This window comes from Candidatus Nitrospira neuquenensis (genome assembly GCF_979578155.1).
Map to the genome: position 1 here is coordinate 137,472 of NZ_CEFZDU010000035.1, position 19,488 is coordinate 156,959.

Sequence of the window (19,488 nt, forward strand, 5' to 3'; positions counted from 1 at the left end):
GCCGCCGCGACGCCCGGCGGTTTCAGCAGGGATGCTCGCTCCAGGCGCGGAGCACATGGCCGGCGTCGAAAGTGAGCCGGTACTCCGTGCAGGAGGAGGGGGCGAAGGGCGGGTCCGGCTCGTAGGCGAGGTGGCGGTAGGTCCAGACCGCGCCGCCGCCGGGCTGCGGCGTGTCGGTGAGCGGCGAGCCGTAGCGGCTCTTGACCTCCTCCTGCGTGGCCCGGTCCCTGGCCGTCTCCAAGTCGTGCAGCATCTTGGGCGTCGCGCAGCCGGCGAGCAGCAGCGCCAGGACGAGCAGGCCGCGCGTCATGATCCTCCCTCCGGCCGCCCCTTCTCGATCTTCGCCCAGGAATCCCGCAGCGGCACGGTCCGGTTGAAGACGAGGCGGTCCTTCGTCGAATCCGGGTCCACGCAGAAGTAGCCCTGCCGCTCGAACTGAAAGCGGCTGCCCGGCGCGGCGCCGGCGAGACCCGGCTCGACCAGGCAGCCGGTGAGCCGCTCCAGCGAGGCGGGGTTCAGCGAGGCCGTGTAGTCCCGCCCCTCGGCCGCGTCGTCCGGGTCGGCCTTCAGGAACAGCGGCTCGTAGAGGCGGACCTCGGCGGGGCGCGCGTGGGCCGCCGACACCCAGTGCAGCGTGCCCGGGACCTTGCGGCCCTCGCCGGCCGACCGGCTCCTGGTTTCCGGGTCGTAGCGGCAGCGCAGCTCGACGACCCGCCCGGCCTCGTCCTTCACCACCCCGACGCACTTGACGATGTAGGCGTAGCGCAGCCGTACCTCCCGGCCCGGCGAGAGGCGGAAGAATTTCTTGGGTGGCACCTCGCGGAAGTCCTCCTGCTCGACGTAGAGCACGCGCGAGAAGGGCACCGTGCGGGTGCCCGCGGCCGGGTCCTCCGGGTTGTTGACCGCCTCCAGCTCCTCCACCTTCCCCTCCGGATAGTTCTCGATCACGAGCTTGAGCGGCCGCAGGACGGCCATCACGCGCGGGGCGCGCTTGTTGAGGTCCTCCCGCAGGATGTGCTCCAGCAGCGCCATCTCCACGACCGCGTCGCGCTTGGCCACGCCGATCTGCTCGCAGAAGGCGCGGATCGCCTCCGGGGTGTAGCCGCGCCGGCGCAGCCCCTTGAGCGTCGGCAGGCGGGGGTCGTCCCAGCCGCGGACGAGGCCCTTCTGGACCAGGTCCAGCAGCTTGCGCTTGCTCATCACCGTGTGCGTGAGGTTCAGCCGCGCGAACTCGATCTGCCGGGGCCGGCAGGGCGCGTCCGCCTGCTCCAGCACCCAGTCGTAGAGCGGCCGATGGTCCTCGAACTCCAGCGTGCAGATGGAATGGGTGATGCCCTCGATCGCGTCGGAGAGCGGGTGGGCGTAGTCGTAGGTCGGGTAGAGGCACCAGGCGGTGCCGGTCCGGTAATGCGACGCCCGCCGGATGCGGTAGAGGACGGGGTCGCGCAGGTTCAGGTTGGGCGAGGCCATGTCGATCTTCGCCCGCAGGACGTGGGCGCCGTCCGGAAAGTCCCCGGCGCGCATCCGCGCGAAGAGGGCCAGGTTCTCCTCGACCGGCCGCGTGCGGTAGGGGCTGTCCTTCCCCGGCTCGGTCAGGGTGCCCCGGTGGGCGCGGATCTCGTCGGCGCTCAGGCTGTCCACGTAGGCCTTGCCCTTGCGGATCAGCGTCACCGCGAACTCGTAGAGCTGCTCGAAGTAGTCCGAGGCGTAGAACAGCTTGTCGCGCCAATCGAAGCCCAGCCAGCGGACGTCCTCCTGGATCGCCTCGACGTACTCGGGGTCCTCCGTCGTCGGGTTCGTGTCGTCGAACCGGAGGTGGCAGACGCCGCCGTACTCCGCGGCGATGCCGAAGTTCAGGCAGATGGACTTGGCGTGGCCGATGTGCAGGTAGCCGTTGGGCTCGGGGGGGAAGCGGGTCGCGACGCGGCCCCCGTGCTTGCCCGCGCGCACGTCCTGGGCCACGATGGCGCGGATGAAGTCGCAGGGGCCGGTGGTGTCCGGCGTCGTCATGGGTCCATATCTATCACAGTCGGGGCCGCCGACGGAATGGCCGTGGGGCCGGCCGATGACGGCCCGCGGCGAAAGGCCGTATAATCCGCCCGCAGGGCCCCGAACCGGGAGAAACGACGATGCGGCTCCGCCTCCACGCCGGGTCGCTCCGCTGGCTGCTCCTGCTGCCGCTGTGCCTGGGCGGCTGCGCGGGCCTCTACTTCCGCGAGGCGCCGGAGCCCCCCGCGCCGGTCCGCTACGCGCTCGACGCCTGGCCCTACCGCGACTACTGGACCGGCCTCGTCTTCAACGGCGAGAAGATCGGGCTCACGCACCTGGCGCTCTCCCCCGCGGAGGGCGGCTACGAGGTCCGATCGGAGGCGCTCCTGGCCGTCCGCTTCCTGGGCCTCACCAAGCGCGTCACGCTGCGCGCCCGGGACTGGGTCGGCGAGGACCTGCGCCTCATCCGCTTCGCCTACGACTACGACCTGGACGGCCGGAAGATGACCGTCGCCGGCCGGGTCGAGCCGGGCCGGCTGACGGTCGAGCGCGAGACCGGCGGCCGGACCGACCGCGACGCCTTCCCGCTCGACGGTCCGCTCTATCCGACGAGCGCGATTGCGCTCTACCCGTCGAGGGAGGGGCTCGCGGTCGGCCGGACCTACGTCTATCCGGTGTACGACGGGCAGCTCCACCGGATCGCGCGCGTGACCCAGACGGTCACGGATTTCCAGGAGAGCGACCTCTACGACGGCCGCGCCTTCCGGGTGGAGACCTCGATGGACGGGCAGGACACGGAGCTCTGGCTCAACGAGCGGGCCGAGCCGGTGCTGGAGCGGGCCTGGCATGGGCTGCTGTTCTCCGCGCTGGAGCCGGAGCGGCGGGCCAAGGCGTACCTGGCGCTCGCCAGCGTCAACAAGAACGAGGCGCTGGTCGAGTACAGCCGCATCCGGGCGAACCTCCCGCTGCCGAACCCGCGCGGCGTGCGGGCGCTGCGCGTCGTGCTGGAAGGGCTGCCCGAGTCGTTCGCCGTGCCTTCCGACGACCGGCAGCGCTGCGAGCGGCGCGGGGCGGGGACCGCCTGCGCGATCCGGGTCGCCGACGCGGAGCGGCTCGCGGGGCCCGGCGCGGGGCCGGCGCTCGATGTGGCGCTCGCCCGGCACCTGGCCGCGACCCTCGCCATCCGGAGCGACGAGCCGGCGACCGTCGCGCTCGCGCGCGAGATCGCGGGCGACGCGACCGAGCCGCTCGCGAGGATCAGGCGGCTCGTCGAGTGGATCGGCGCGCACATCGCGCAGGAGCCGCTCGATGTCTTCTCCTCCGTGGATGTCCTCACGGAGCGGAAGGCCGAGTGCCAGGGCCTCGCGCTGCTCTACGCCGCCTTCGCGCGCAGCCTCGGCATCCCCACGCGCGTGACCAACGGGCTCGTCTACTCCGCCGAGCCGGAGGGGTTCCTCTACCACACCTGGGCGGAGAGCTACGTCGGCGCGGGCTGGCTGCCGGTGGATCCGACCTTCGGCCAGGTCGGGGCGGACGCGACGCACCTCAAGCTGCTCGACGGGGAGCAGCCGTCCGACCTCCTGCCGCTCGTGGATGTCGTCGGCCGCCTCCGGCTGCGGATCGAGGCGGTCGAGCCGGCCTCGTGACGTCGGGCGCATCGCGACTCCCGCCGAGGGGGGATGGCGGCCCGGCCGCCGGCGGCCTATGCTGGGGGCTCACGATGGCGCGACGGATGACAGCGGGCCGGTTGGCGGCGGCCGTCGCGGTCTGCGGCCTGCTCGCGGCGCCCGTCGTCCCGGCCGCCGCCGCGCCGCCGGCCCCGGCGGCGGCGGAGGCGGACACGCGCCGGGCGGCGGAGGCGAAGCAGGCGGCGGCGCTGGCGTGGCAACGGCAGGCCGAGCAGGCCGCGGAGCCGGCGCCGCTCCTCGCGCAGGCGATCGCCGCCTACCGGGAGGCTCTTGCGCTCCTGGGCGACGACCGGGACTCGCCCCTTTACGCCGAGCTCCTGACCAGCCTCGGCGTGGCCCACCGGCTGCTCGCGGAGGCCGGCGTCGAGCCGGCGATCAACCTCGCCTATTCGAGCAGCTTCCTCAAGGAATCGTGGAGCCGCCAGGAGGCGCTGGGCAACCGCGCCGGTCTTGCCGCCTCCCAGAACAGCCTCGGGCTCACCTACCGGCTCATCGGTGAGACCGCCGAGGAGCCGGCGGAGCCGCTGAGCCGGTCCGAGGACGCCCTGCAGTTGGCCGCGAAGAACTGGCGCAGCCTCGGCGCCTGGGACGCCTATGCGGGCACGCTCAACAACCTCGGCCTCACCTACCAGGTCCTGGCCCGGCGCGGCATCCACGCGGAGCACAACCTGCGCCGCTCGGTCCTCTACCTGCAGGAGGCCGTGGCCCAGCGCCGGAAGCAGCAGGCCTGGCTCGGCTACGCGCGGGCCCAGGCCAACCTCGCCGCGGCCCACCGGCTGCTCGCGGAGGCGGGCGTCGAGCCGGCGGCCCACCTCCTGGCCGCCCGCGAGGCCTATGACGAGGCCCTGCGGGTCTTCGCCGAAACGGGCCGGGCCGACGTCCGCGAGCAGGTCAAAGACGACCTGCTCCGGGTGCTGCGGGTCTTGATCGAGGCCGGCATCGACCCCGACGGCAATCGGGCCAGGCTCAAGGAGCTGCAGGCCTCCGGCCCGTGACCGGCCGCGCCGGCGCCGAGCCGGACGTCGCGCGCGTGACGCCTCACGGTGGAATCGTGATATATCACGGCCGGCGCGCTCCCTTTCTCGCCGCGCGCCGCCCCTCGCCGCTGAACTCCAGCCATCCCGCAGGGTTACGGTCATCTCGGTCGAAGGGGCCTTCGGCATGGTCGTTGCTGTACCGCCCGGCGAGGCCGGAGCTCCGGCACGGTGCACGCCGGGCTTCCAATCGGAAGCGGCGGGCGGTTCACGCTGCAACGAGGAGGAGGTTCACCATGCGGGTTTTGCGGAGAGGCACAGCGGTCATGACGTTGTCGGGCCTGATGCTGGCGGGGCTGGCCGCCGGGGGACCGGCGGCGGCCGAGCTGCCGCGGTCGCCGGCGGCGGTCCTCGGGCCGGAGACGACCAAGCCGGCGACCTGGCTGGAGCAGCTCATGAGCCGGGTCGTGACGTACCAGACGCTGGCGGAGCAGGGGGCCGTCGCCGGCGACTTCCGGCCCTACCTGGGCCAGCTCGTGAAGGCCCGCGAGGCCTACCGGTCCGGCGACCACCAGGGCACCTATCACCGGATCAACGAATACATGGTGATGCTGGAAACGCGGGTGGGCGAGATCGATCCCCACGTCGCCGAGGCCCTGTGGGATCACTGCTATCAGGTGACGCCCGACCGCTACCACGCCCGGGACCGCCACGTGCGGGCCCACGGGGCCGAGGAGCTGAGGAAGTACGAAGAGTTCATCCGGCAGATGGAGGAGCGGGCCGGGATGTCGTTCTGAATCCCCGGGGGGCCGGGGAGGGGGGGGACGGGAAGGCGGCGGGCCGAAGGTCCGGTCGCCTTCCCGCCTCCTCCCGTGGTACAGAATGAAGGCTGTCGAAGGGAGGGCGCACCGAGCGTGAGTCGTGCAGAGCTGAACTACGAGATCCTGCTGGAGGTCACCAACATGCTGAACTCCCAGCGGGACATGGACGGGCTCTGGCGCGTCATCGCGTGGGAGATCCACAAGGTCATCTCCTGGGACCGAGCCGGCGTCACGATCTACGACGAGGCGGTGGACGGGTTCCGCTTCTACGCCGTCGTGACGAGCATGGAGCGCCCCGCGCTCAAGCCCACGACGGTCATCCCCCGGGAGGGCAGCGCCGTCGGATGGGTGTTCGAGCATCGCCGGGTCCATGTGCGGCCGAACCTGCGGGAGGAGCGGCTGTTCCTGGAGGACGAGTACTACCACCAGGAGGGGTTGGGGAGGATGATCAACCTGCCCCTGCTCGCGCGCGGGGCGTGTCTGGGCACGCTCAACATCGGGAGTATCCAGACCGGGCAGCCGGACCCGGAGGACGTCAAGTTCCTCCAGCAGGTCGCCACCCAGATCGCCTTCGCGATCGACCATGTCCAGGCCTACGAGCGGATCCAGCGGCTGAGCGAGCAGCTCAGCCGGGAGAACGAGTACCTCGCCGAGGAAGTCCGGGAGAGCCGGAACCTCGGCCGGATGGTCGGCGCGTCTCCCGCCTTCCGGCAGGTGCAGTCGCTCGTCCGCGCCGTCGCGCCCACCGACACCAGCGTGCTCATCCTCGGCGAGACGGGCACGGGCAAGGAGGTCCTCGCCCACGCGATCCACGAGCTCAGCCCGCGGCGGGCGAAGCCGTTCGTGCGCGTCAACTGCGCGGCGCTGCCCCCCGGCCTCGTGGAAAGCGAGCTCTTCGGGCACGAGAAGGGGGCGTTCACCGGCGCGGATCAGCGGCGCGCCGGCCGGTTCGAGCTGGCCGACGGCGGCACGCTCTTCCTGGATGAGATCGGCGAGATGCCCCTGGAGGCGCAGGCCAAGCTCCTGCGCGTGCTGCAGGACGGGGTCGTGGACCGCGTCGGCTCGACCAAGCCGATCGCGGTGGACGTCCGGGTCGTCGCGGCGACCAACGCGGACCTGGGCGCCGCGATCGCGAAGGGGACGTTCCGCCCGGACCTCTATTACCGCCTGCAGGTGTTTCCCATCCCGGTGCCGCCGCTCCGCCAGCGGGTGGAGGACATCCGGTTGCTCGCCGAGCACTTCCTCGCCCTCTGCGGGGCGCGATTCAAACGCTCCGGCCTCCGGCTGGACCCCGATTCGATGGAGCGCCTGGCCCGGTACCACTGGCCGGGCAACGTCCGGGAGCTGCAGAACGTGATCGAGCGCGCGGTCATCCTGGCGCCTTCGTCCACCGTCACGATCGACGAGCGGTTCCTGCCGCCGACCGTCGCGCCGACCGGCGCCGAGTCCCCGGCGAACCTCGTCGTCGTCGAGCGCAACCACATCGTCCAGGTCCTGGAGCAGACCGGCTGGCGCATCTACGGGCCGCACGGCGCCGCGCGGGTGCTCGGCATGAACCCCGAGACCCTGCGCAGCCGCCTCCGCAAGCTCGGCATCCGGCGCCGGGCCGGCGGCCGGGCCGACGCCGAAGACGTCGGCTGAGCCCGTCTGCGGCGACGCCCTCCCGCGCCGTGTTCGCGCACGGCTCACGGTGACATTTCACGACGGGCGGAACGGCCGTCCCGGTCGCCCGCCGTCCGACCGCGATACCCTCCTCATCTCAGGCCCACTTGCACCGCCGCCGGCCGATCTTCGGCGGGGCACGGCCGTTGCTTTCCCGCAAGGCGACGCCGGCCGATCCGGCGACGGACCACATCAACAGGGAGGTGCACGTGCGGCATTGGCGGACGAGGCTATCGGTGTTGGCGGTCACGGGATTCCTGCTGGCGGGACCGCCGGCCGGCGAGCGGGCCCTGGCCGGGGACCTGGGCACCCCGGGGGTGACCTACGGACCGGAGACCAGGAAGTCCGAGAACTGGATCGAGGAGCTGATGACCGGAGTCGTCGGCTACCAGACCCTCGCGGAGAAGGGCGCCTTGACGGGCGACTTCCGGCCCTACCTGGGCCAGCTCGTGAAGGCCCGCGAGGCCTACCGGTCCGGCGACCACGAGGGGACCTACCGCCTCGTCAACGAATACATGGTGATGTTGGAGACCCGGGTGGGCGGCATCGATCCGCCCGCGGCCGAGGCGCTCTGGACCCAGTGCTACCGGGTGACGCCGGCCCGCTACCATGCCCGCGAGCGGCACGTGCGGGCCCACGGGGCCGAGGAGCTGCGCCGGTACGAGGAGTTCGTCAAGCGCATGTACGAGCGGCCCCAGTGGTAGATTGACCGCGGCGGTGGGGGCGGCGGGACGGGCCAGCGCCCCGCCGCCACGCTCGGCCGCCGTGACCTCGGATGTCACGGTCCGGTGGTAGACTCCTTGGCGTCACGGCGGCGCGCCGCGGCGCGGCCGCTCACCCGAGCGAAGGAAGTGTGCCATGGCCAGGGTGCTCGTCGCGTTGATCCCGCTCGTCATCCTCCTGCGGGCCGGCGGCCGGCGGTCCCTCCGGATGGTCCTGTTGGTGTCGCTGCTCGCCGCCCAGGGCCCCGTGGCCCTCGCGGAGATCGACACCTGGACCACCGTCGATCCCATGACCGGCAGGGTGGAGACGGGCTCCCGCGTGACCCTGCCGGACGGGAGTCAGTCCTACCAGTGATCCGGTCCCTACGGCCAGGCGCCGTCCAGCGGCTCCGTGAGCCAGCCGGGGCGGGACGGGAGCCGCAACGTACCAGTCCACCGGCACGGACGGCTCGCTGGGGATCGGCCAGATCCATCCGGGCCCGTCCCCGGGCGAGCCGCCCGCCCCTTCCTCCCGACCGGGCCAGAGCTGCGGGGCAACGTGCTGCCGGGGATGGGCGGCCAGCGAACGCCCTGATCCGTGCTCTCGTCCGTGGCTCCCTGGAGATCCCACGCACCCTTCGGCTTGCCAAGGTGAGGGGGAGTCTCTATCCTGCAATCCGCCTCTGAACGGGAGGCGGTCCGGCGCGTCGAGGGGAACGCCATGCTGCGGGGAGACGAGGAACGGGGGTGGGGTTTGGTTCACCCGAGACGCAGGTGACGAGGCGCAGGGTCAAGCCCCCGCGTTGCATCGTGATCGCCGGGCCGAACGGGGCGGGCAAGACGACGCTCGCTGCGGCGTGCGGGGCGGCTGGTGCTGGTGGAGCTCAACCGCCTCGTGAAGGCGCGCGAGGACTTCGCCTTCGAAAGCACGTTCAGCGGGCGGACGTACCTTCGGCTGCTTCGGCGGTGGACGCAGCAGGGCTCTGGGGTCGAGATCGTGTTTCTGGCGCTGCCCTCGGTCGAGCTTGCGCTCCCGCGTATTGCCGCGCGAGTTCGGCAGGGAGGTCACGACGTGCCGCGGGTCCATGTGGTCCGGCGCTTTGACGTGAGTTGGCGCAAATTCCGCGTGCTCCATCGTCCGCTGGCGGATGCCTGGAAGGTCTATGACAATTCCGGTGACACGCCGCGGCTGTTGGAGAGAGGGCCATGAAATCCACGAAGTGTAAGACGGCAACGAAGGTCTTCGCGCAGGGCGTTGGCCGGGCGCTCAGGCGGCCCGCAAGACCGCGCGCCTACAATACGCCCATCGATGTCTGGGAGAACGGCAAGGTGGCGGCGAAGAGGCCTTGACGGGATTCCCCATCGCCGGCGACCCGATCCACCCGCTCACCTCTTCTCCCCCCACAATTCCGCGAGCCGCCGGGCGCGGCCGCAGTTGTGCTTGTAGAACTTGTAGCGGATCGGGTTCTTCTTGTAGAAGTCCTGGTGGTACTCCTCGGCCGGGTAGAAGGCCGTCGCGGGTGAAATCTCGGTCACCACCGGACCCGTGAAGGGCTTCGTGCGCTCCACCCGGCGCTTGGAGTCCTCGGCCAGCCGCTTCTGCTCCTCGGTCAGATAGAAGATGGCCGGCCGGTACTGGGTGCCCTGGTCGCAGAACTGGCGGTCCGGCGTCGTCGGGTCGATGTTGCGCCAGAAATGATCGAGCAGTTGGGCGTAGCCCACCTTGGCCGGATCGTAGCGCACCTCCACCGATTCCGCATGGCCGGTCCCGCCCGCCGAGACGTCCTCGTAGCTCGGGTTCGCCTTCTGGCCGCCCGCATAGCCGGACGTCACCGAGAGCACGCCGGGCACGGCCTCGAAGGCCTCTTCCATGCACCAGAAGCAGCCGCCCGCGAAGATCGCCGTCGCGTGACCGGCCCCGGGCCCGCGCTCCCCGCCAGGGGCCACCGCGGCCGTCGCCAGGAGTGATACCAGGATCAGCGCGCCCTTTCGGACGATCCCTGCGATACCCATGCCGTCCTCCTTCCGTAGGGGTCCTGTCCACCCTGTCGTCCTGACACCCGCCGCCCTTACGGCCGGCTCCGTCCGGCGCCCCGGCTCGGTTTGGCCTGAAGCGGGTCCTCCGGCCAGTCGTGCTTGGGGTAGCGGCCGCGCAACTCCTTGCGGACCTCCGCGTAGCTCCCGGCCCAGAAGCCGGCGAGGTCCTGCGTGACCTGCACCGGCCGCCGGGCCGGCGAGAGCAGGTGGAGGAGCAGCGGCACGCGCCCCTCCGCGATCCGCGGCGTCTCGCGCAGGCCGAAGACTTCCTGGAGCCGGACCGCGAGGATCGGCTGCTCGCCGGACTCGTAATCGATCGGCGCGCGCGAGCCGGTCGGCACCGTGACGTGCGTCGGCGCCTTCTTCTCCATCGCGGCGCGCAGCGTAGGGGGCAGGAGCCCGTGCAGCGCACCGGGGAGGTCCAGCCGGCGCAGGTGCTCCAGCCGCGAGAGGCCCGCGATCCAGGGCGCGAGCCAGTCGTCCAGCGTCGCCAGCAAGGCCGCGTCCGAGACATCCGGCCAGCCCGCCTCCGGCCCATCGAGGCGGCGCAGGAACAGGACCCGCGCCCGCCAGCTCCGCAGGGCCGGCGTCCAGGGGAGGCAGCCGAGCCCGCGCCGCCGGATGCCCTCCAGCAGGGCCGCCGTCACCGCCGTGGGATCGGGGTGCGGCAGGTCGCCGCGCTCCAGCACCAGCTCGCCGAGCCGCCGCTCGCGCTGCGCCGCGACCGCGCCGGCGCGGTCGTCCCACGCGACGAGGTCGAGCGTGCGGATCAGCCCGGCGCAATGGGTCTCCAAGTCGTCGCGGCTGATCGGCGCGGCCAGGAAGATGCGGCCGCGGTCGCCGCTCGCGTCGAGGTCGGCGAGGACGAGGAACTCCTCCGAGGAGAGGGGCTCCGGCTCGGTGAAGGCGGCGCCCCGGCCGTTGGCGAGCTTGTAGCGGGGCTCGGGGCCAGGCTGGCGCTGCGCGATCCGGTCCGGATAGGCGAAGGCCAGGAGCAGCCCCGCCGCCTCCACGCCGCCGGACGGCGCCGGGAGCCCCAGCCGTCGCCGCCACTGCTCGGCGATCGCGGCGATGCGACGGAGCGCCTGGCGGTCCGCGTCGCGATCGGGCTCCGCTCGGATCCCGCCGCGCAGCAGCTCCAGCCGGCGCCGGAGGTCGGCGTCGCGTCGTCCCGGCGCGGCCCGCAGCGGGTCCCGCTCGCCGAGCAGCGCGGCGAGGTCGCAGGCGAGGCCGCCAAGCTTCAGGGGGATCGCCCAGAGGACCATGTGGGCGAGGCGCGGGTGCAGGGGGAGGTCCGCTATCCGGCGGCCATGCTCGGTGATCCGGCCGTTTTCGTCCAGTGCGCCGAGCCGGCGGAGCAGCGCCGCGGCCTGGGCGGCGGCGCCGGCCGGCGGCGGGTCGAGCCAGCGGAGGCTTCGGGGCTCGTCCGCGCCCCAGCGGGCCAGCTCCAGGACTAGGCCGGCGAGGTCGGCCTCCAGGATCGCCGGCGGCCGGCGCTCGGCGAGCAACCGCTGCTCCGCCTCGGTCCAGAGTCGCAGGCAGAGGCCCGGGCCCAGGCGGCCCGCCCGGCCGCGCCGCTGCTCCGCCGCATCCCGCGAGACCTTGACCGTGGCGAGCCGCGTGAGCCCGCTGCGGGGATCGAACCGCGGAATCCGCATCAGGCCCGCGTCCACGACGACGCGCACGCCTTCGATCGTGAGGCTGGTCTCCGCGACGTCGGTGGCGAGCACGACCTTCCGTGCGCCGGGCGGCGGCGGCTCGATCGCCCGGTCCTGCGCCTCCGCCGGCAGGTCGCCGTACAGCGGCGCGAGGCGCACGTCGCTCGGGAGGCCGGCATCGAGCAGCCGGCGCTCCACGCGGCGGACCTCCGGCGCGCCGGGCAGGAAGACGAGCAGGCCGCCCGGCTCCGCGGCGAGCGTGCGGAGGACGGTCTGCGCGACGAAGGGCTCGACCGGCCCCTCGCGCGGCCGGTCCAGGTAGCGCGTCTCGACGGGGTGCGCCCGGCCTTCGCTCGCCAGGATCGGCGCGTTCCCGAGCAACGCGGCGACCGCGCCTCCGTCGAGCGTGGCCGACATGACGAGCAGCCGGAGGTCCTCGCGGAAGAGGGCGCGCGTCTCCAGGCAGAGGGCCAGGCCGAGGTCGGCCTGCAGGCTGCGCTCGTGGAACTCGTCGAAGAGCACCGCCCCGTAGGCGGCGAGCGAGGGGTCCTGCTGGAGGAGGCGCGTCAGCACGCCGTCGGTCACGACCTCGAGACGCGTGGCCGGGCCGATGCGGGAGTCGAGGCGCGTCCGGTAGCCGACCGTGCCCCCGGGTTCCTCGCCCAGCAGCCGCGCCATGTGCCGGGCGGCGGCGCGCGCCGCGAGCCGCCGCGGCTCCAGCATGACGAGGCGGCGGCCGGCCAGCCAGGGCTCCTCCAGCAGGGCGAGCGGGACGCGGGTGGTCTTGCCGGCGCCGGGCGGCGCGGCGAGGACGGCGCTCCGGCCGGTCGCGAGCGCGCGGCGGAGCGCCGGGAGCGTCTCGTGGATGGGAAGCCGGTCCGTGAACTCCCGCATGGCGCGCCGTCGGACCCGCGGTCGGCCGTCAGAAGCAGCCCGAGAGGGGGCCCGCGATGGACGGGCAGGGCGCCTTGTCCGGCTTGAACTTCGGGTTGGGCGCTTCCCGGTTGCGGAGCGCGATGAAGGCGTCCCAGCCGATGCCCGTGAGCACGTCGTGCTCGAAGATGTAGGGCGTGAAGTCTTCGTCCGGCGGCGGCGCGTCGCTGTCCACCGCCTCGCCCGGCTGCCGTCCCGATCGGAAGAAAAACACGTCCACGTAGGTCGTCTCGCCCCCGGCGCTCTGGATGGGAAAGGACAGGGGCGGCCGCGTCTCGTTGCTCAGCAGCTTGAACTGCATCGGCTCCATCAGGGCCAGGACCTTGGCCCGGGAATCCCCCACCTGGATCTTGGCGGCCGCTTGGCGGTAGCCGGCGATGGCCTCGTCCATCCGCTCGGCCTCGTAGCGCTGGGACCAGGCGCAGCCGGCGATCACCGCCGCGACGACGCCCGCCGCGACGACGCCCGCGACCGGGCGTCCCGCGAGCCCAGGTCCCTCCTTCATCGTGCGCCTCCATTCCGCCCGCGGCCCGCCGCCGGTCCCGTGACGCTCATTCCCGCGTCGCCCGGTCCGGGCAGACGCCGCCCCGATAGGTGTAGGTGTTGAGCACGCCGTAGTGGTCCGAGCCGGGTACCCCCCCGGGGATCGGCTCGACGCCGAACAACTCCTGCGTGATGCAGCTCGGCGGCAGGGTGGACAGGGTGAACAGGAAGTCGATGCGGCGCGGGCGGCGGACGTCGGCCAAGTAGGCGGCCTCGATGGCCGCCCGCTCCTCTTCGTAGAGGGGAACCAGCTTCCGCTTGAGGTCCTCGGGGACCGTCGTGGCGTCCTCCTCCGTGAGCGCGTCGTACCGCGGGTCATAGGAGGCGAGCTCGCCGTCGTGGACCGCGCGGGTGTAGCTGTCGGTCAGCCCCAGCCGGACCAGCTCCCGGTACTCGGGGTCGCCCGGCTCGAAGTTGAAGTCCCCGCCGATCAGGACCGTCGCGTAGGCGCCGTTGGCGTTCAGCCGGCGCAGCTCCGCGAGCAGGACGTCCAGCTCCTCGATGCGGGCCCGCTGGTCCTGGACGAGCTCGCGCTCCAGGTCGTCCACGTGCTTCAGGCGTCCGTCGGCCTTGGCTTGGTTGAGGCGCCGCAGCAGGTAGCCGTCCCCCTCGATCCCGGAATGCAGGTGCACGTCGGCGATCAGGTACCGGTTGCCGGTCTTGGGACTCGTGACCGAGGCGATCAGGGCGTAGCGCAGCTCCCCGAGCTGGAAGCCGACGCGGTCGCCGCAGAAGCCCGGCCCGCTCAGCTTGAGCCCCTCGACCTTTTCGAGCGTGAGCTCGGCCAGGGCGAGGATGGCGAGCCCGTTGTTCAGGGCGGGGATCAGCGCCACCTGCGGCGCGAGCCGGATCCCGCAGGCATCCACCTGATGCACCTGCGTGTAGGCCAGGCCGGCCTCGCCCAGCGCCTTGACGTAGTCCTCGGCGCGGTCGGGCAGCGGGTTGACCTCCTGCAGGAGGATGACCGCCGGCTTGACCCTGGCGATTTCCTTGACCTGGAGGCGAAACCGGGCCTCGCGCTGCTCGGGCGCCTCGCCGGGCTTCACCCACAAGCGGCCCACGTTGAGCCCATGGAGCGTATTATAGGTGAGGACCTTGAAGCTCTCCGGCTCGGGCGTCGAGGGAATCCGCGGGGTGGGCGGGGGCGTGGGTGCCGCGCAGCCGGCGGCCAGCGCCGCCAGCACGAGCAGCAGGGCCGGCGCCGAGCGCCGGCGGGAGCCTGAACGTGCAACCATCGGGTCCTTCCGTGAGCCCTCCCCTCGCGGGGTGCTGCCGGATGATAGGCAAAGCCCCCCTGGAAGTAAAGGGATGCCATCCCTGGGGATCAGTCCTTCACTCTTCCCCTATCTTCAAGCTCCCCAATCTTCCACTCCTTCAATGTCCAGCGAGGTGATCCCATGGACCGACCGGAACCGACCAGGCGGAGGCTGCTCACGGCCGGGCTCGCCGCGGGCCTGGTGTGGATGCTGGAGCCGGTGCGGCCGGGTTTCGGGGCCGCGGTCGGCGCGCCCGCCGACCCCGCGCGCGCCGCGCGCTTCATGCGCCGCGCGATCGAGCTGAGCCGTCGCGGCATGGAGGCGGGCGACGGCGGGCCCTTCGGCGCGGTCATCGTCCGGGGGAACGAGATCGTCGGAGAGGGATGGAACCGCGTCATCGCGGGCAAGGACCCGACGGCCCACGCCGAGCTGGAGGCGATCCGCGCCGCCTGCCGGCGGCTCGACCGCTTCACGCTCGCCGGCTGCGAGCTGTTCGCGAGCGCGCAGCCCTGCCCCATGTGCTTCGGCGCGGTCTACTGGGCGAGGCTGGATCGGCTCTACTACGCGAACAGCGTGGACGACGCGGCGGCGATCGGGTTCGACGACCGGTTCATCTACGAGCAGCTCCGCCTGCCCTTCGCGCAACGAAAGGTGCCCGAGGCGCGGCTGCTGGCGGAAGAGGCGCGGAAAGTCTTCACGGAGTACGCGGCGCGGCCGCACCGGGTGCCGTACTGAGGCTGACCGTGGTGGACGGCTCCGCGCCGGCCGTCGCCGGGCTCCACCCTCCCCCCAGCGCCTTGAACAGCCCCACCATGTCGGCCAGCCGGGCCCGCTCGGTCTGCACGAGGCCCAGCTCGGCGTTCAGCACCGTCCGCTCCGCCTCCAGCACGTCGAGGTAGTTCACCAGCCCCTCGCGGTAGCGGGTCTGGGCGAGCGAGAGGGCCGTCTGCGCGGCGGCGACCTGCTCGCGCTGGCGGTCGCGCTGCTCCGTCCGCCGCTGGACCGCGACGAGCAGGTCGGCCACTTCCCGGAACGCGACGAGGATCGTCTGCTGGTAGCGCTCTAGCATCTGCGCGTACCGCGACTCGGCCGCGCCCAGCCGTGCCACGTTCGTCCCGCCGAGGAAGATCGGCAGCGTGATCGAGGGGCCGATCGTGAAGGTCCGGCTGTTCCCGTTGAACCAGTCGGCGAACTCGACGCTCTGCAAGCCGCCCTGCCCCGTGATCGAGACGGCGGGGAAGAAGTAGGCGCGGGCCTCGCCGATCCGGGCGTTCGCGGCGATCAGCGAGCGCTCGGCCTGCAGGATGTCCGGGCGGCGCTCCAGGAGCTGCGAAGGCAGCCCGACCGGGATCTCCGGTTGGACGACGACCGCCCGCAGCGGCTTCGGTTCCAGGGTGAGTGTCCCGGGCGAGGCGCCGCAGAGCACTTGGATCCGGTGCAGCTCCACCGCCCGGAGACGGCGGAAGTCGGGGATCTGCGCGGCGCTCTCCGAGACCAGCACCTCCGCGCGCGTGACGTCCAGGTCGGAGGCCAGCCCGACCGAGGCGCGGCTGCGCATGATGTCGAGCTGGTCCTTGCGGAGCGCCAGGTTTCGCTCCGCGATCGCGATCTGCTCATCCAGCTCGCGGAGCCGGAAGTAGGCCTGCCCGAGGTCGGCGATCAGCGCGAGGGCCACCGCGCGATGGTCCTGCTCCAGCCCCTCGGCCTCCGCGGAGGCCGCCTCCATCCCGCGCCGGATGCGGCCCCAGAGGTCCAGCTCCCAGCGGAGGTCGGCCGCGGTGTTCCAGAGGTCGAACCCCTCGCCCGGCGTCGCGAAGACCTGAGGGCCGATGCGCTGGGGGGACGCGAGCCCGAGCCCGGCGAGCGTGTTCTTGGAAATCTCCAGGTGCTGGTAGCTGGCCGAGAGGTTGACCTGCGGGTAGAGCCCCGCGCCGGCCGCGGCCGTCGTCGCGCGGCCCTCGATGACGCGGGCGGCCGCCCGGCGGACGTCGTGGTTCGCGACGAGCGCCCGCTCGATCAACCCGGTCAGCTCCTCGTTCTGGAACTCGCGCCACCAATCGGCCTCGGGCAGCCGCGCGGCCGTCGTGCCGGGCGAGCCCGCCTCGGCGGTCACCGCGTCCCAGGAGGGCGGGACCGGCAGCTCCGGCTTGCGGTAGTCGGGGCCCTGCAAGCAGGCGGAGAGGGCGGCCGGCAGGACGGCGAGGAGGCCGAGCCGTCCCGCGCGTCGGCGGCTCATGGCCGGCCCTCCGGCTCCGGCGCGGGGCGCTCGAGGAACACGTCCACCTGCTGGCCCGCGTAGACGGGAAAGGCGGGCGGCTCGAAGCGGTAGATGATCTGGAGCACGCGCGTGTCCACCCGCTCCGTGTTGTCGCCCGTGAGCGACTTCTTGGGCACGATGAAGGGCTCGATGCGGACGAAGGTCAGGGGGATCGCGCGCGAGGCGGAGCCCTTGAGGTAGGCGGTCGCGCGGCTGCCCGGCACGACGAGCGGCGCGTTGACCTCGTCCACGTCGGCGCGGACCTGGAACCGGGCCGTCTCGCCCAGGATCATCAGAGGCTCGGCGGCGCCCGGCTGCGCGTACTCGCCCGCGCGCACGTTGACCTGGAGCACCGCGCCGTCGCGGGGCGCACGGACGGTCAGCCGGTCGAGCACCGCCTTCGTTTCGTCCCGCTGCGCGACCGCCAGCTCCAGGTCCGCCTCCGCGCGTGTGAGCGCCCGCCGGGCCATCTCCAGCGCGTACCAGGTCTTCTTGAGGTCGTCCTCGCTGACCGCGCGGCGGTCGTGGACGGCCTTGAGCCGCTTGTACTGCACCTCCAGGTCCTCCACCCGGTGCCGCTGCTCCTCGATCCGCGCCCGAGCCGGCGGGAGCGCCGCCTGCCGCGAGCCGAGCTGGGCGCGGAGCTCCCGGTCGTCGAGCTGGAACAACGGGTCGCCCGCCGTCTTCCGGTCGCCCACCGCGACGAAGACCTTCGTGACGAGGCCGGGGACGGGCGGCGCGATGCGGACGTTCTCGTTCACCGCCTCGATGATGCCGGCGGCGGCGACCGTGTAGGCGTAGGGGCTCCGGGGGGGCGGCTCCAGGAGCGGGGGCATCGGCTCCTTCTGGCGGGAGGCGGCCAGGACGGTGATGGTGAAGGCCAGCCCCGCCAGCGCGAGCCAGAGGCTGAGGCGTTTCAGCAGGATCATCGAGAATCCGTCCTCCCTGGGGCTGCGGCTCCCCACGTCGGGTGCAGCGGCGTTTGGGGCGCGTCGCGGATGCCGACGATCCGGCCGTCGGTCAGCTCGGCGATCCGGTCGCCGTAGTGGAACACCCGGCTGTCGTGCGTGACGACGATGACCGCGCGGTCCGGCGAGCGGCCGACCTCCCGGAGGATCGCCATGACCTTCTGGCCGTTCTCGCCGTCGAGCGCCGCCGTCGGCTCGTCGCAGATGAGCAGGCGCGGCTCGGAGACGAGCGCCCGCGCGATCGCCACCCGCTGCTGCTGGCCCCCCGAGAGGCCGGAAGGCACAAACTCCGTCCGGTCGCCGAGCCCCACCTGCTCCAGCAGGGCCCGCGCCCGCTTCAGGGCCTCGGCCCGCGACAGCCCCTGGATCAAGAGCGGCACCGCGACGTTCTCGGCCGCGGTCAGCGCGGGCAGGAGGTGGAACTGCTGGAACACGAAGCCCATCGTCTGTCCCCGGAACCGCGTCCGCCGGTCGCCGGAGAGCGTGGGGAGCGGCACGCCGAGCACGTCCAGCTCGCCCTCGTCGATGTCCAGGATGCCGGCGATCGCCGAGAGCAACGTGGTCTTGCCCCCGCCCGACTCGCCGACGAGCAGCAGCAATTCGCCCAGGTACACGTCCAGGTCGATGCCCTTGAGCACGACGATCCGCTGGTCGCCGGCTGGGAAGGACTTGATGAGGCCCCGCACGCGGACGGCGGGGGGCGGCGCGGCGGCTTGGTCGGTCTGGAGCTCCTCGGCCACGCTCACCCCCGGAACACGATGGCCGGCTCCAGCCGGGCCAGCTTGATGATGCTGATGCCTGCGGAGACGGCGCAGATGCCCAGCAGCGCGATGAAGACCAGGGCGAGGAGCGGCCAGGTCTCCACGAAGGGCAGTTGGCCCTTGCTCGCCGTGAGCACGCCGAAGAGCGTGGCGAGCCCCACGCCGACGCCGTAGCCGATCAGCCCGACCGTGAAGGCCTGGAGCAGGATCATGCGCGCGAGCGTGCGCGTCCGGGCGCCCATGGCCTTGAGCGCGCCGAACTGCCGCAGGTTCTCGACCGTGAACAGGTAGAAGGTCTGGCCGGCGATGGCCATGCCGACGATGAAGCCCAGCACGATCGTCGTGCCGAAGTTGATCCCGATGCCCGTGTTCCTGAGCACCCAGAGGATGGTCTTCTCCCCGAACTCCTCGGCGGTGAAGGCGCCGAGCCCGGTCTGCTCCGCGATGCGCCGGGTCACCGCCTCGATCGGCTCGCCGTCGCGCGGCTTGGCCAGGACGTAGGAGAGCGTCCGCCGCTCCGGCGGGGCGTAGGCCACGGCCCGCTCGAAGGTCGTGTACACGGCCGGGATGTTCTGGAAGTCCTTCTGCGTCCTGGCGATGCCGACGACGCGCGCCTTCTTGTCGTTGATCTCGAAGACCGAGCCGACCGTGATGACCCCCGGCCCGCCCATCCGCTCCACGGCCCACTGGTCCACGACGACCGCGTCGGGCGTGCGCAGCTCCTCGATGTCGCCCTGAAGGAGCCGGGCGGGCCGGCCGATGAGCGTGGCCGCGTCCAGCCCGACGAGCGAGATGCGGTGGTACTCCCCGCTGGCGAGCCGCGCCCGCAGCACGCCCTTGTACAGGGGCACCGCCCACTCGACGCCCGGCACGCTCCGGACGCGCTCGACGCTCGTGTCCGCGATCGGCTTGACCTCCTCGACCTGGCTGATGTTGGGGTCCGCGACCCAGATGGGAACGTTCAGGTTGGTGATGCCGGACTGCGACCAGATCATCAGGCCCCAGAAAATCGAGCCCTGCTGCACGATCAGCATGACGGCGAACGACAGGCCGCAGAGCAGCATCAGGTACTTCGCCCGGTCGCCGAACAACATCTTGAGGGCCACGTAGGCCATGGGGACCCCTCCGCTGCGTCCAGCACAAGCAGGTCCGGTGCCGGGCCCCCTCGGCGTCGCCGCGAGGCAACCGTTCGGAAAGGCTGAAAAAATCGAGCGACGTTCGGGTGGAGGCGCGGCGGCGG

General features: G+C 72.4%; 18 protein-coding genes. 8 read left to right on the forward strand and 10 right to left on the reverse strand.

The window, feature by feature from the left end; genetic code table 11:
* Positions 1 to 22: 22 nt before the first annotated feature.
* Together AC1U7O_RS13910 and AC1U7O_RS13915 are read right to left on the reverse strand one after the other, a co-directional pair.
* A complete protein-coding gene (locus tag AC1U7O_RS13910) occupies positions 23 to 310 on the reverse strand; it encodes a hypothetical protein (protein ID WP_479895419.1) in 288 nt (95 codons plus the stop codon).
* Positions 307 to 2,010 carry a glutamine--tRNA ligase/YqeY domain fusion protein gene (locus tag AC1U7O_RS13915; protein WP_479895421.1) on the reverse strand — a complete coding sequence of 568 codons (1,704 nt, stop codon included), beginning with the start codon at positions 2,008 to 2,010 and terminating at the stop codon, positions 307 to 309. Before AC1U7O_RS13915 ends, AC1U7O_RS13910 begins: the two co-directional genes overlap by 4 nt.
* 119 nt (positions 2,011 to 2,129) lie before the next feature.
* Between AC1U7O_RS13915 and AC1U7O_RS13920 the strand changes: the two genes are divergently transcribed.
* The 7 genes from AC1U7O_RS13920 (at position 2,130) to AC1U7O_RS13950 (ending at position 9,045) form a co-directional block, all read left to right on the forward strand.
* Positions 2,130 to 3,635: a DUF6134 family protein gene (locus tag AC1U7O_RS13920; protein WP_479895422.1), complete on the forward strand. Its 1,506-nt coding sequence runs from the start codon at positions 2,130 to 2,132 to the stop codon at positions 3,633 to 3,635.
* A gap of 74 nt (positions 3,636 to 3,709) precedes the next feature.
* Positions 3,710 to 4,672 carry a hypothetical protein gene (locus AC1U7O_RS13925; protein ID WP_479895423.1) on the forward strand — a complete coding sequence of 321 codons (963 nt, stop codon included), beginning with the start codon at positions 3,710 to 3,712 and terminating at the stop codon, positions 4,670 to 4,672.
* A gap of 305 nt (positions 4,673 to 4,977) precedes the next feature.
* Positions 4,978 to 5,448: a hypothetical protein gene (locus AC1U7O_RS13930; protein ID WP_479895424.1), complete on the forward strand. Its 471-nt coding sequence runs from the start codon at positions 4,978 to 4,980 to the stop codon at positions 5,446 to 5,448.
* A gap of 117 nt (positions 5,449 to 5,565) precedes the next feature.
* Positions 5,566 to 7,113, forward strand: a complete 1,548-nt coding sequence (locus AC1U7O_RS13935) for a sigma-54-dependent Fis family transcriptional regulator (RefSeq protein WP_479895426.1) — start codon at positions 5,566 to 5,568, stop codon at positions 7,111 to 7,113.
* 257 nt (positions 7,114 to 7,370) lie between these two features.
* Positions 7,371 to 7,838, forward strand: a complete 468-nt coding sequence (locus AC1U7O_RS13940) for a hypothetical protein (protein ID WP_479895427.1) — start codon at positions 7,371 to 7,373, stop codon at positions 7,836 to 7,838.
* A gap of 154 nt (positions 7,839 to 7,992) precedes the next feature.
* Positions 7,993 to 8,211 carry a hypothetical protein gene (locus AC1U7O_RS13945; RefSeq protein WP_479895428.1) on the forward strand — a complete coding sequence of 73 codons (219 nt, stop codon included), beginning with the start codon at positions 7,993 to 7,995 and terminating at the stop codon, positions 8,209 to 8,211.
* A gap of 495 nt (positions 8,212 to 8,706) precedes the next feature.
* The gene (locus AC1U7O_RS13950; RefSeq protein WP_479895429.1) at positions 8,707 to 9,045 is read left to right on the forward strand and encodes a hypothetical protein; all 339 of its coding nucleotides are present in this window, start codon (positions 8,707 to 8,709) and stop codon (positions 9,043 to 9,045) included.
* Between the two features lie 176 nt (positions 9,046 to 9,221).
* Here the strand turns inward: AC1U7O_RS13950 and msrA are convergent, their stop codons facing one another.
* From msrA to AC1U7O_RS13970, 4 genes are read right to left on the reverse strand one after another with little or no spacing between them, the layout of a single operon-like run.
* Positions 9,222 to 9,848, reverse strand: coding sequence for a peptide-methionine (S)-S-oxide reductase MsrA (gene msrA / locus AC1U7O_RS13955; protein ID WP_479895430.1), 627 nt, complete (start codon positions 9,846 to 9,848; stop codon positions 9,222 to 9,224).
* Between the two features lie 56 nt (positions 9,849 to 9,904).
* Positions 9,905 to 12,424, reverse strand: coding sequence for an ATP-dependent helicase HrpB (hrpB, locus tag AC1U7O_RS13960; protein ID WP_479895431.1), 2,520 nt, complete (start codon positions 12,422 to 12,424; stop codon positions 9,905 to 9,907).
* Positions 12,425 to 12,452: 28 nt separating this feature from the next.
* Entirely contained in the window at positions 12,453 to 12,968 is a 516-nt protein-coding gene (locus tag AC1U7O_RS13965) for a hypothetical protein (RefSeq protein ID WP_479895432.1), read from the reverse strand.
* A 46-nt stretch (positions 12,969 to 13,014) separates the two neighbouring features.
* Positions 13,015 to 14,241 (reverse strand): endonuclease/exonuclease/phosphatase family protein, encoded by a 1,227-nt coding sequence (locus AC1U7O_RS13970; RefSeq protein WP_479895433.1) that lies wholly within the window; start codon positions 14,239 to 14,241, stop codon positions 13,015 to 13,017.
* Positions 14,242 to 14,403: 162 nt separating this feature from the next.
* Here AC1U7O_RS13970 and AC1U7O_RS13975 point away from each other — a divergent pair, with 162 nt between their 5' ends.
* Positions 14,404 to 14,997, forward strand: a complete 594-nt coding sequence (locus AC1U7O_RS13975; protein ID WP_479895434.1) for a nucleoside deaminase — start codon at positions 14,404 to 14,406, stop codon at positions 14,995 to 14,997.
* Here AC1U7O_RS13975 and AC1U7O_RS13980 read toward each other — a convergent pair.
* Genes AC1U7O_RS13980 through AC1U7O_RS13995 form a run of 4 tightly spaced genes read right to left on the reverse strand, consistent with a single transcriptional unit; the run spans position 14,957 to position 19,363 of the window.
* A complete protein-coding gene (locus AC1U7O_RS13980; protein ID WP_479895435.1) occupies positions 14,957 to 16,498 on the reverse strand; it encodes an efflux transporter outer membrane subunit in 1,542 nt (513 codons plus the stop codon). The genes AC1U7O_RS13975 and AC1U7O_RS13980 overlap by 41 nt on opposite strands.
* Positions 16,495 to 17,448, reverse strand: a complete 954-nt coding sequence (locus AC1U7O_RS13985; RefSeq protein WP_479895436.1) for an efflux RND transporter periplasmic adaptor subunit — start codon at positions 17,446 to 17,448, stop codon at positions 16,495 to 16,497. The genes AC1U7O_RS13980 and AC1U7O_RS13985 overlap by 4 nt, the downstream gene beginning before the upstream one ends.
* Positions 17,445 to 18,227, reverse strand: a complete 783-nt coding sequence (locus AC1U7O_RS13990; protein WP_479895437.1) for an ABC transporter ATP-binding protein — start codon at positions 18,225 to 18,227, stop codon at positions 17,445 to 17,447. Before AC1U7O_RS13990 ends, AC1U7O_RS13985 begins: the two co-directional genes overlap by 4 nt.
* Positions 18,228 to 18,229: 2 nt before the next feature.
* Positions 18,230 to 19,363, reverse strand: a complete 1,134-nt coding sequence (locus AC1U7O_RS13995; RefSeq protein WP_479895438.1) for an ABC transporter permease — start codon at positions 19,361 to 19,363, stop codon at positions 18,230 to 18,232.
* Between the last annotated feature and the right edge of the window lie 125 nt (positions 19,364 to 19,488).

Bases quoted from the DNA above. Each gene is read 5' to 3' on its own strand.
- AC1U7O_RS13925 (WP_479895423.1), top strand. From the start codon at position 3,710: ATGGCGCGACGGATGACAGCGGGCCGGTTGGCGGCGGCCGTCGCGGTC.
- AC1U7O_RS13980 (WP_479895435.1), bottom strand. From the start codon at position 16,498: ATGAGCCGCCGACGCGCGGGACGGCTCGGCCTCCTCGCCGTCCTGCCG.
- AC1U7O_RS13930 (WP_479895424.1), top strand. From the start codon at position 4,978: ATGACGTTGTCGGGCCTGATGCTGGCGGGGCTGGCCGCCGGGGGACCG.
- AC1U7O_RS13910 (WP_479895419.1), bottom strand. From the start codon at position 310: ATGACGCGCGGCCTGCTCGTCCTGGCGCTGCTGCTCGCCGGCTGCGCG.
- AC1U7O_RS13975 (WP_479895434.1), top strand. From the start codon at position 14,404: ATGGACCGACCGGAACCGACCAGGCGGAGGCTGCTCACGGCCGGGCTC.
- msrA (WP_479895430.1), bottom strand. From the start codon at position 9,848: ATGGGTATCGCAGGGATCGTCCGAAAGGGCGCGCTGATCCTGGTATCA.
- AC1U7O_RS13915 (WP_479895421.1), bottom strand. From the start codon at position 2,010: ATGACGACGCCGGACACCACCGGCCCCTGCGACTTCATCCGCGCCATC.
- hrpB (WP_479895431.1), bottom strand. From the start codon at position 12,424: ATGCGGGAGTTCACGGACCGGCTTCCCATCCACGAGACGCTCCCGGCG.
- AC1U7O_RS13970 (WP_479895433.1), bottom strand. From the start codon at position 14,241: ATGGTTGCACGTTCAGGCTCCCGCCGGCGCTCGGCGCCGGCCCTGCTG.
- AC1U7O_RS13965 (WP_479895432.1), bottom strand. From the start codon at position 12,968: ATGAAGGAGGGACCTGGGCTCGCGGGACGCCCGGTCGCGGGCGTCGTC.
- AC1U7O_RS13995 (WP_479895438.1), bottom strand. From the start codon at position 19,363: ATGGCCTACGTGGCCCTCAAGATGTTGTTCGGCGACCGGGCGAAGTAC.
- AC1U7O_RS13920 (WP_479895422.1), top strand. From the start codon at position 2,130: ATGCGGCTCCGCCTCCACGCCGGGTCGCTCCGCTGGCTGCTCCTGCTG.
- AC1U7O_RS13945 (WP_479895428.1), top strand. From the start codon at position 7,993: ATGGCCAGGGTGCTCGTCGCGTTGATCCCGCTCGTCATCCTCCTGCGG.
- AC1U7O_RS13985 (WP_479895436.1), bottom strand. From the start codon at position 17,448: ATGATCCTGCTGAAACGCCTCAGCCTCTGGCTCGCGCTGGCGGGGCTG.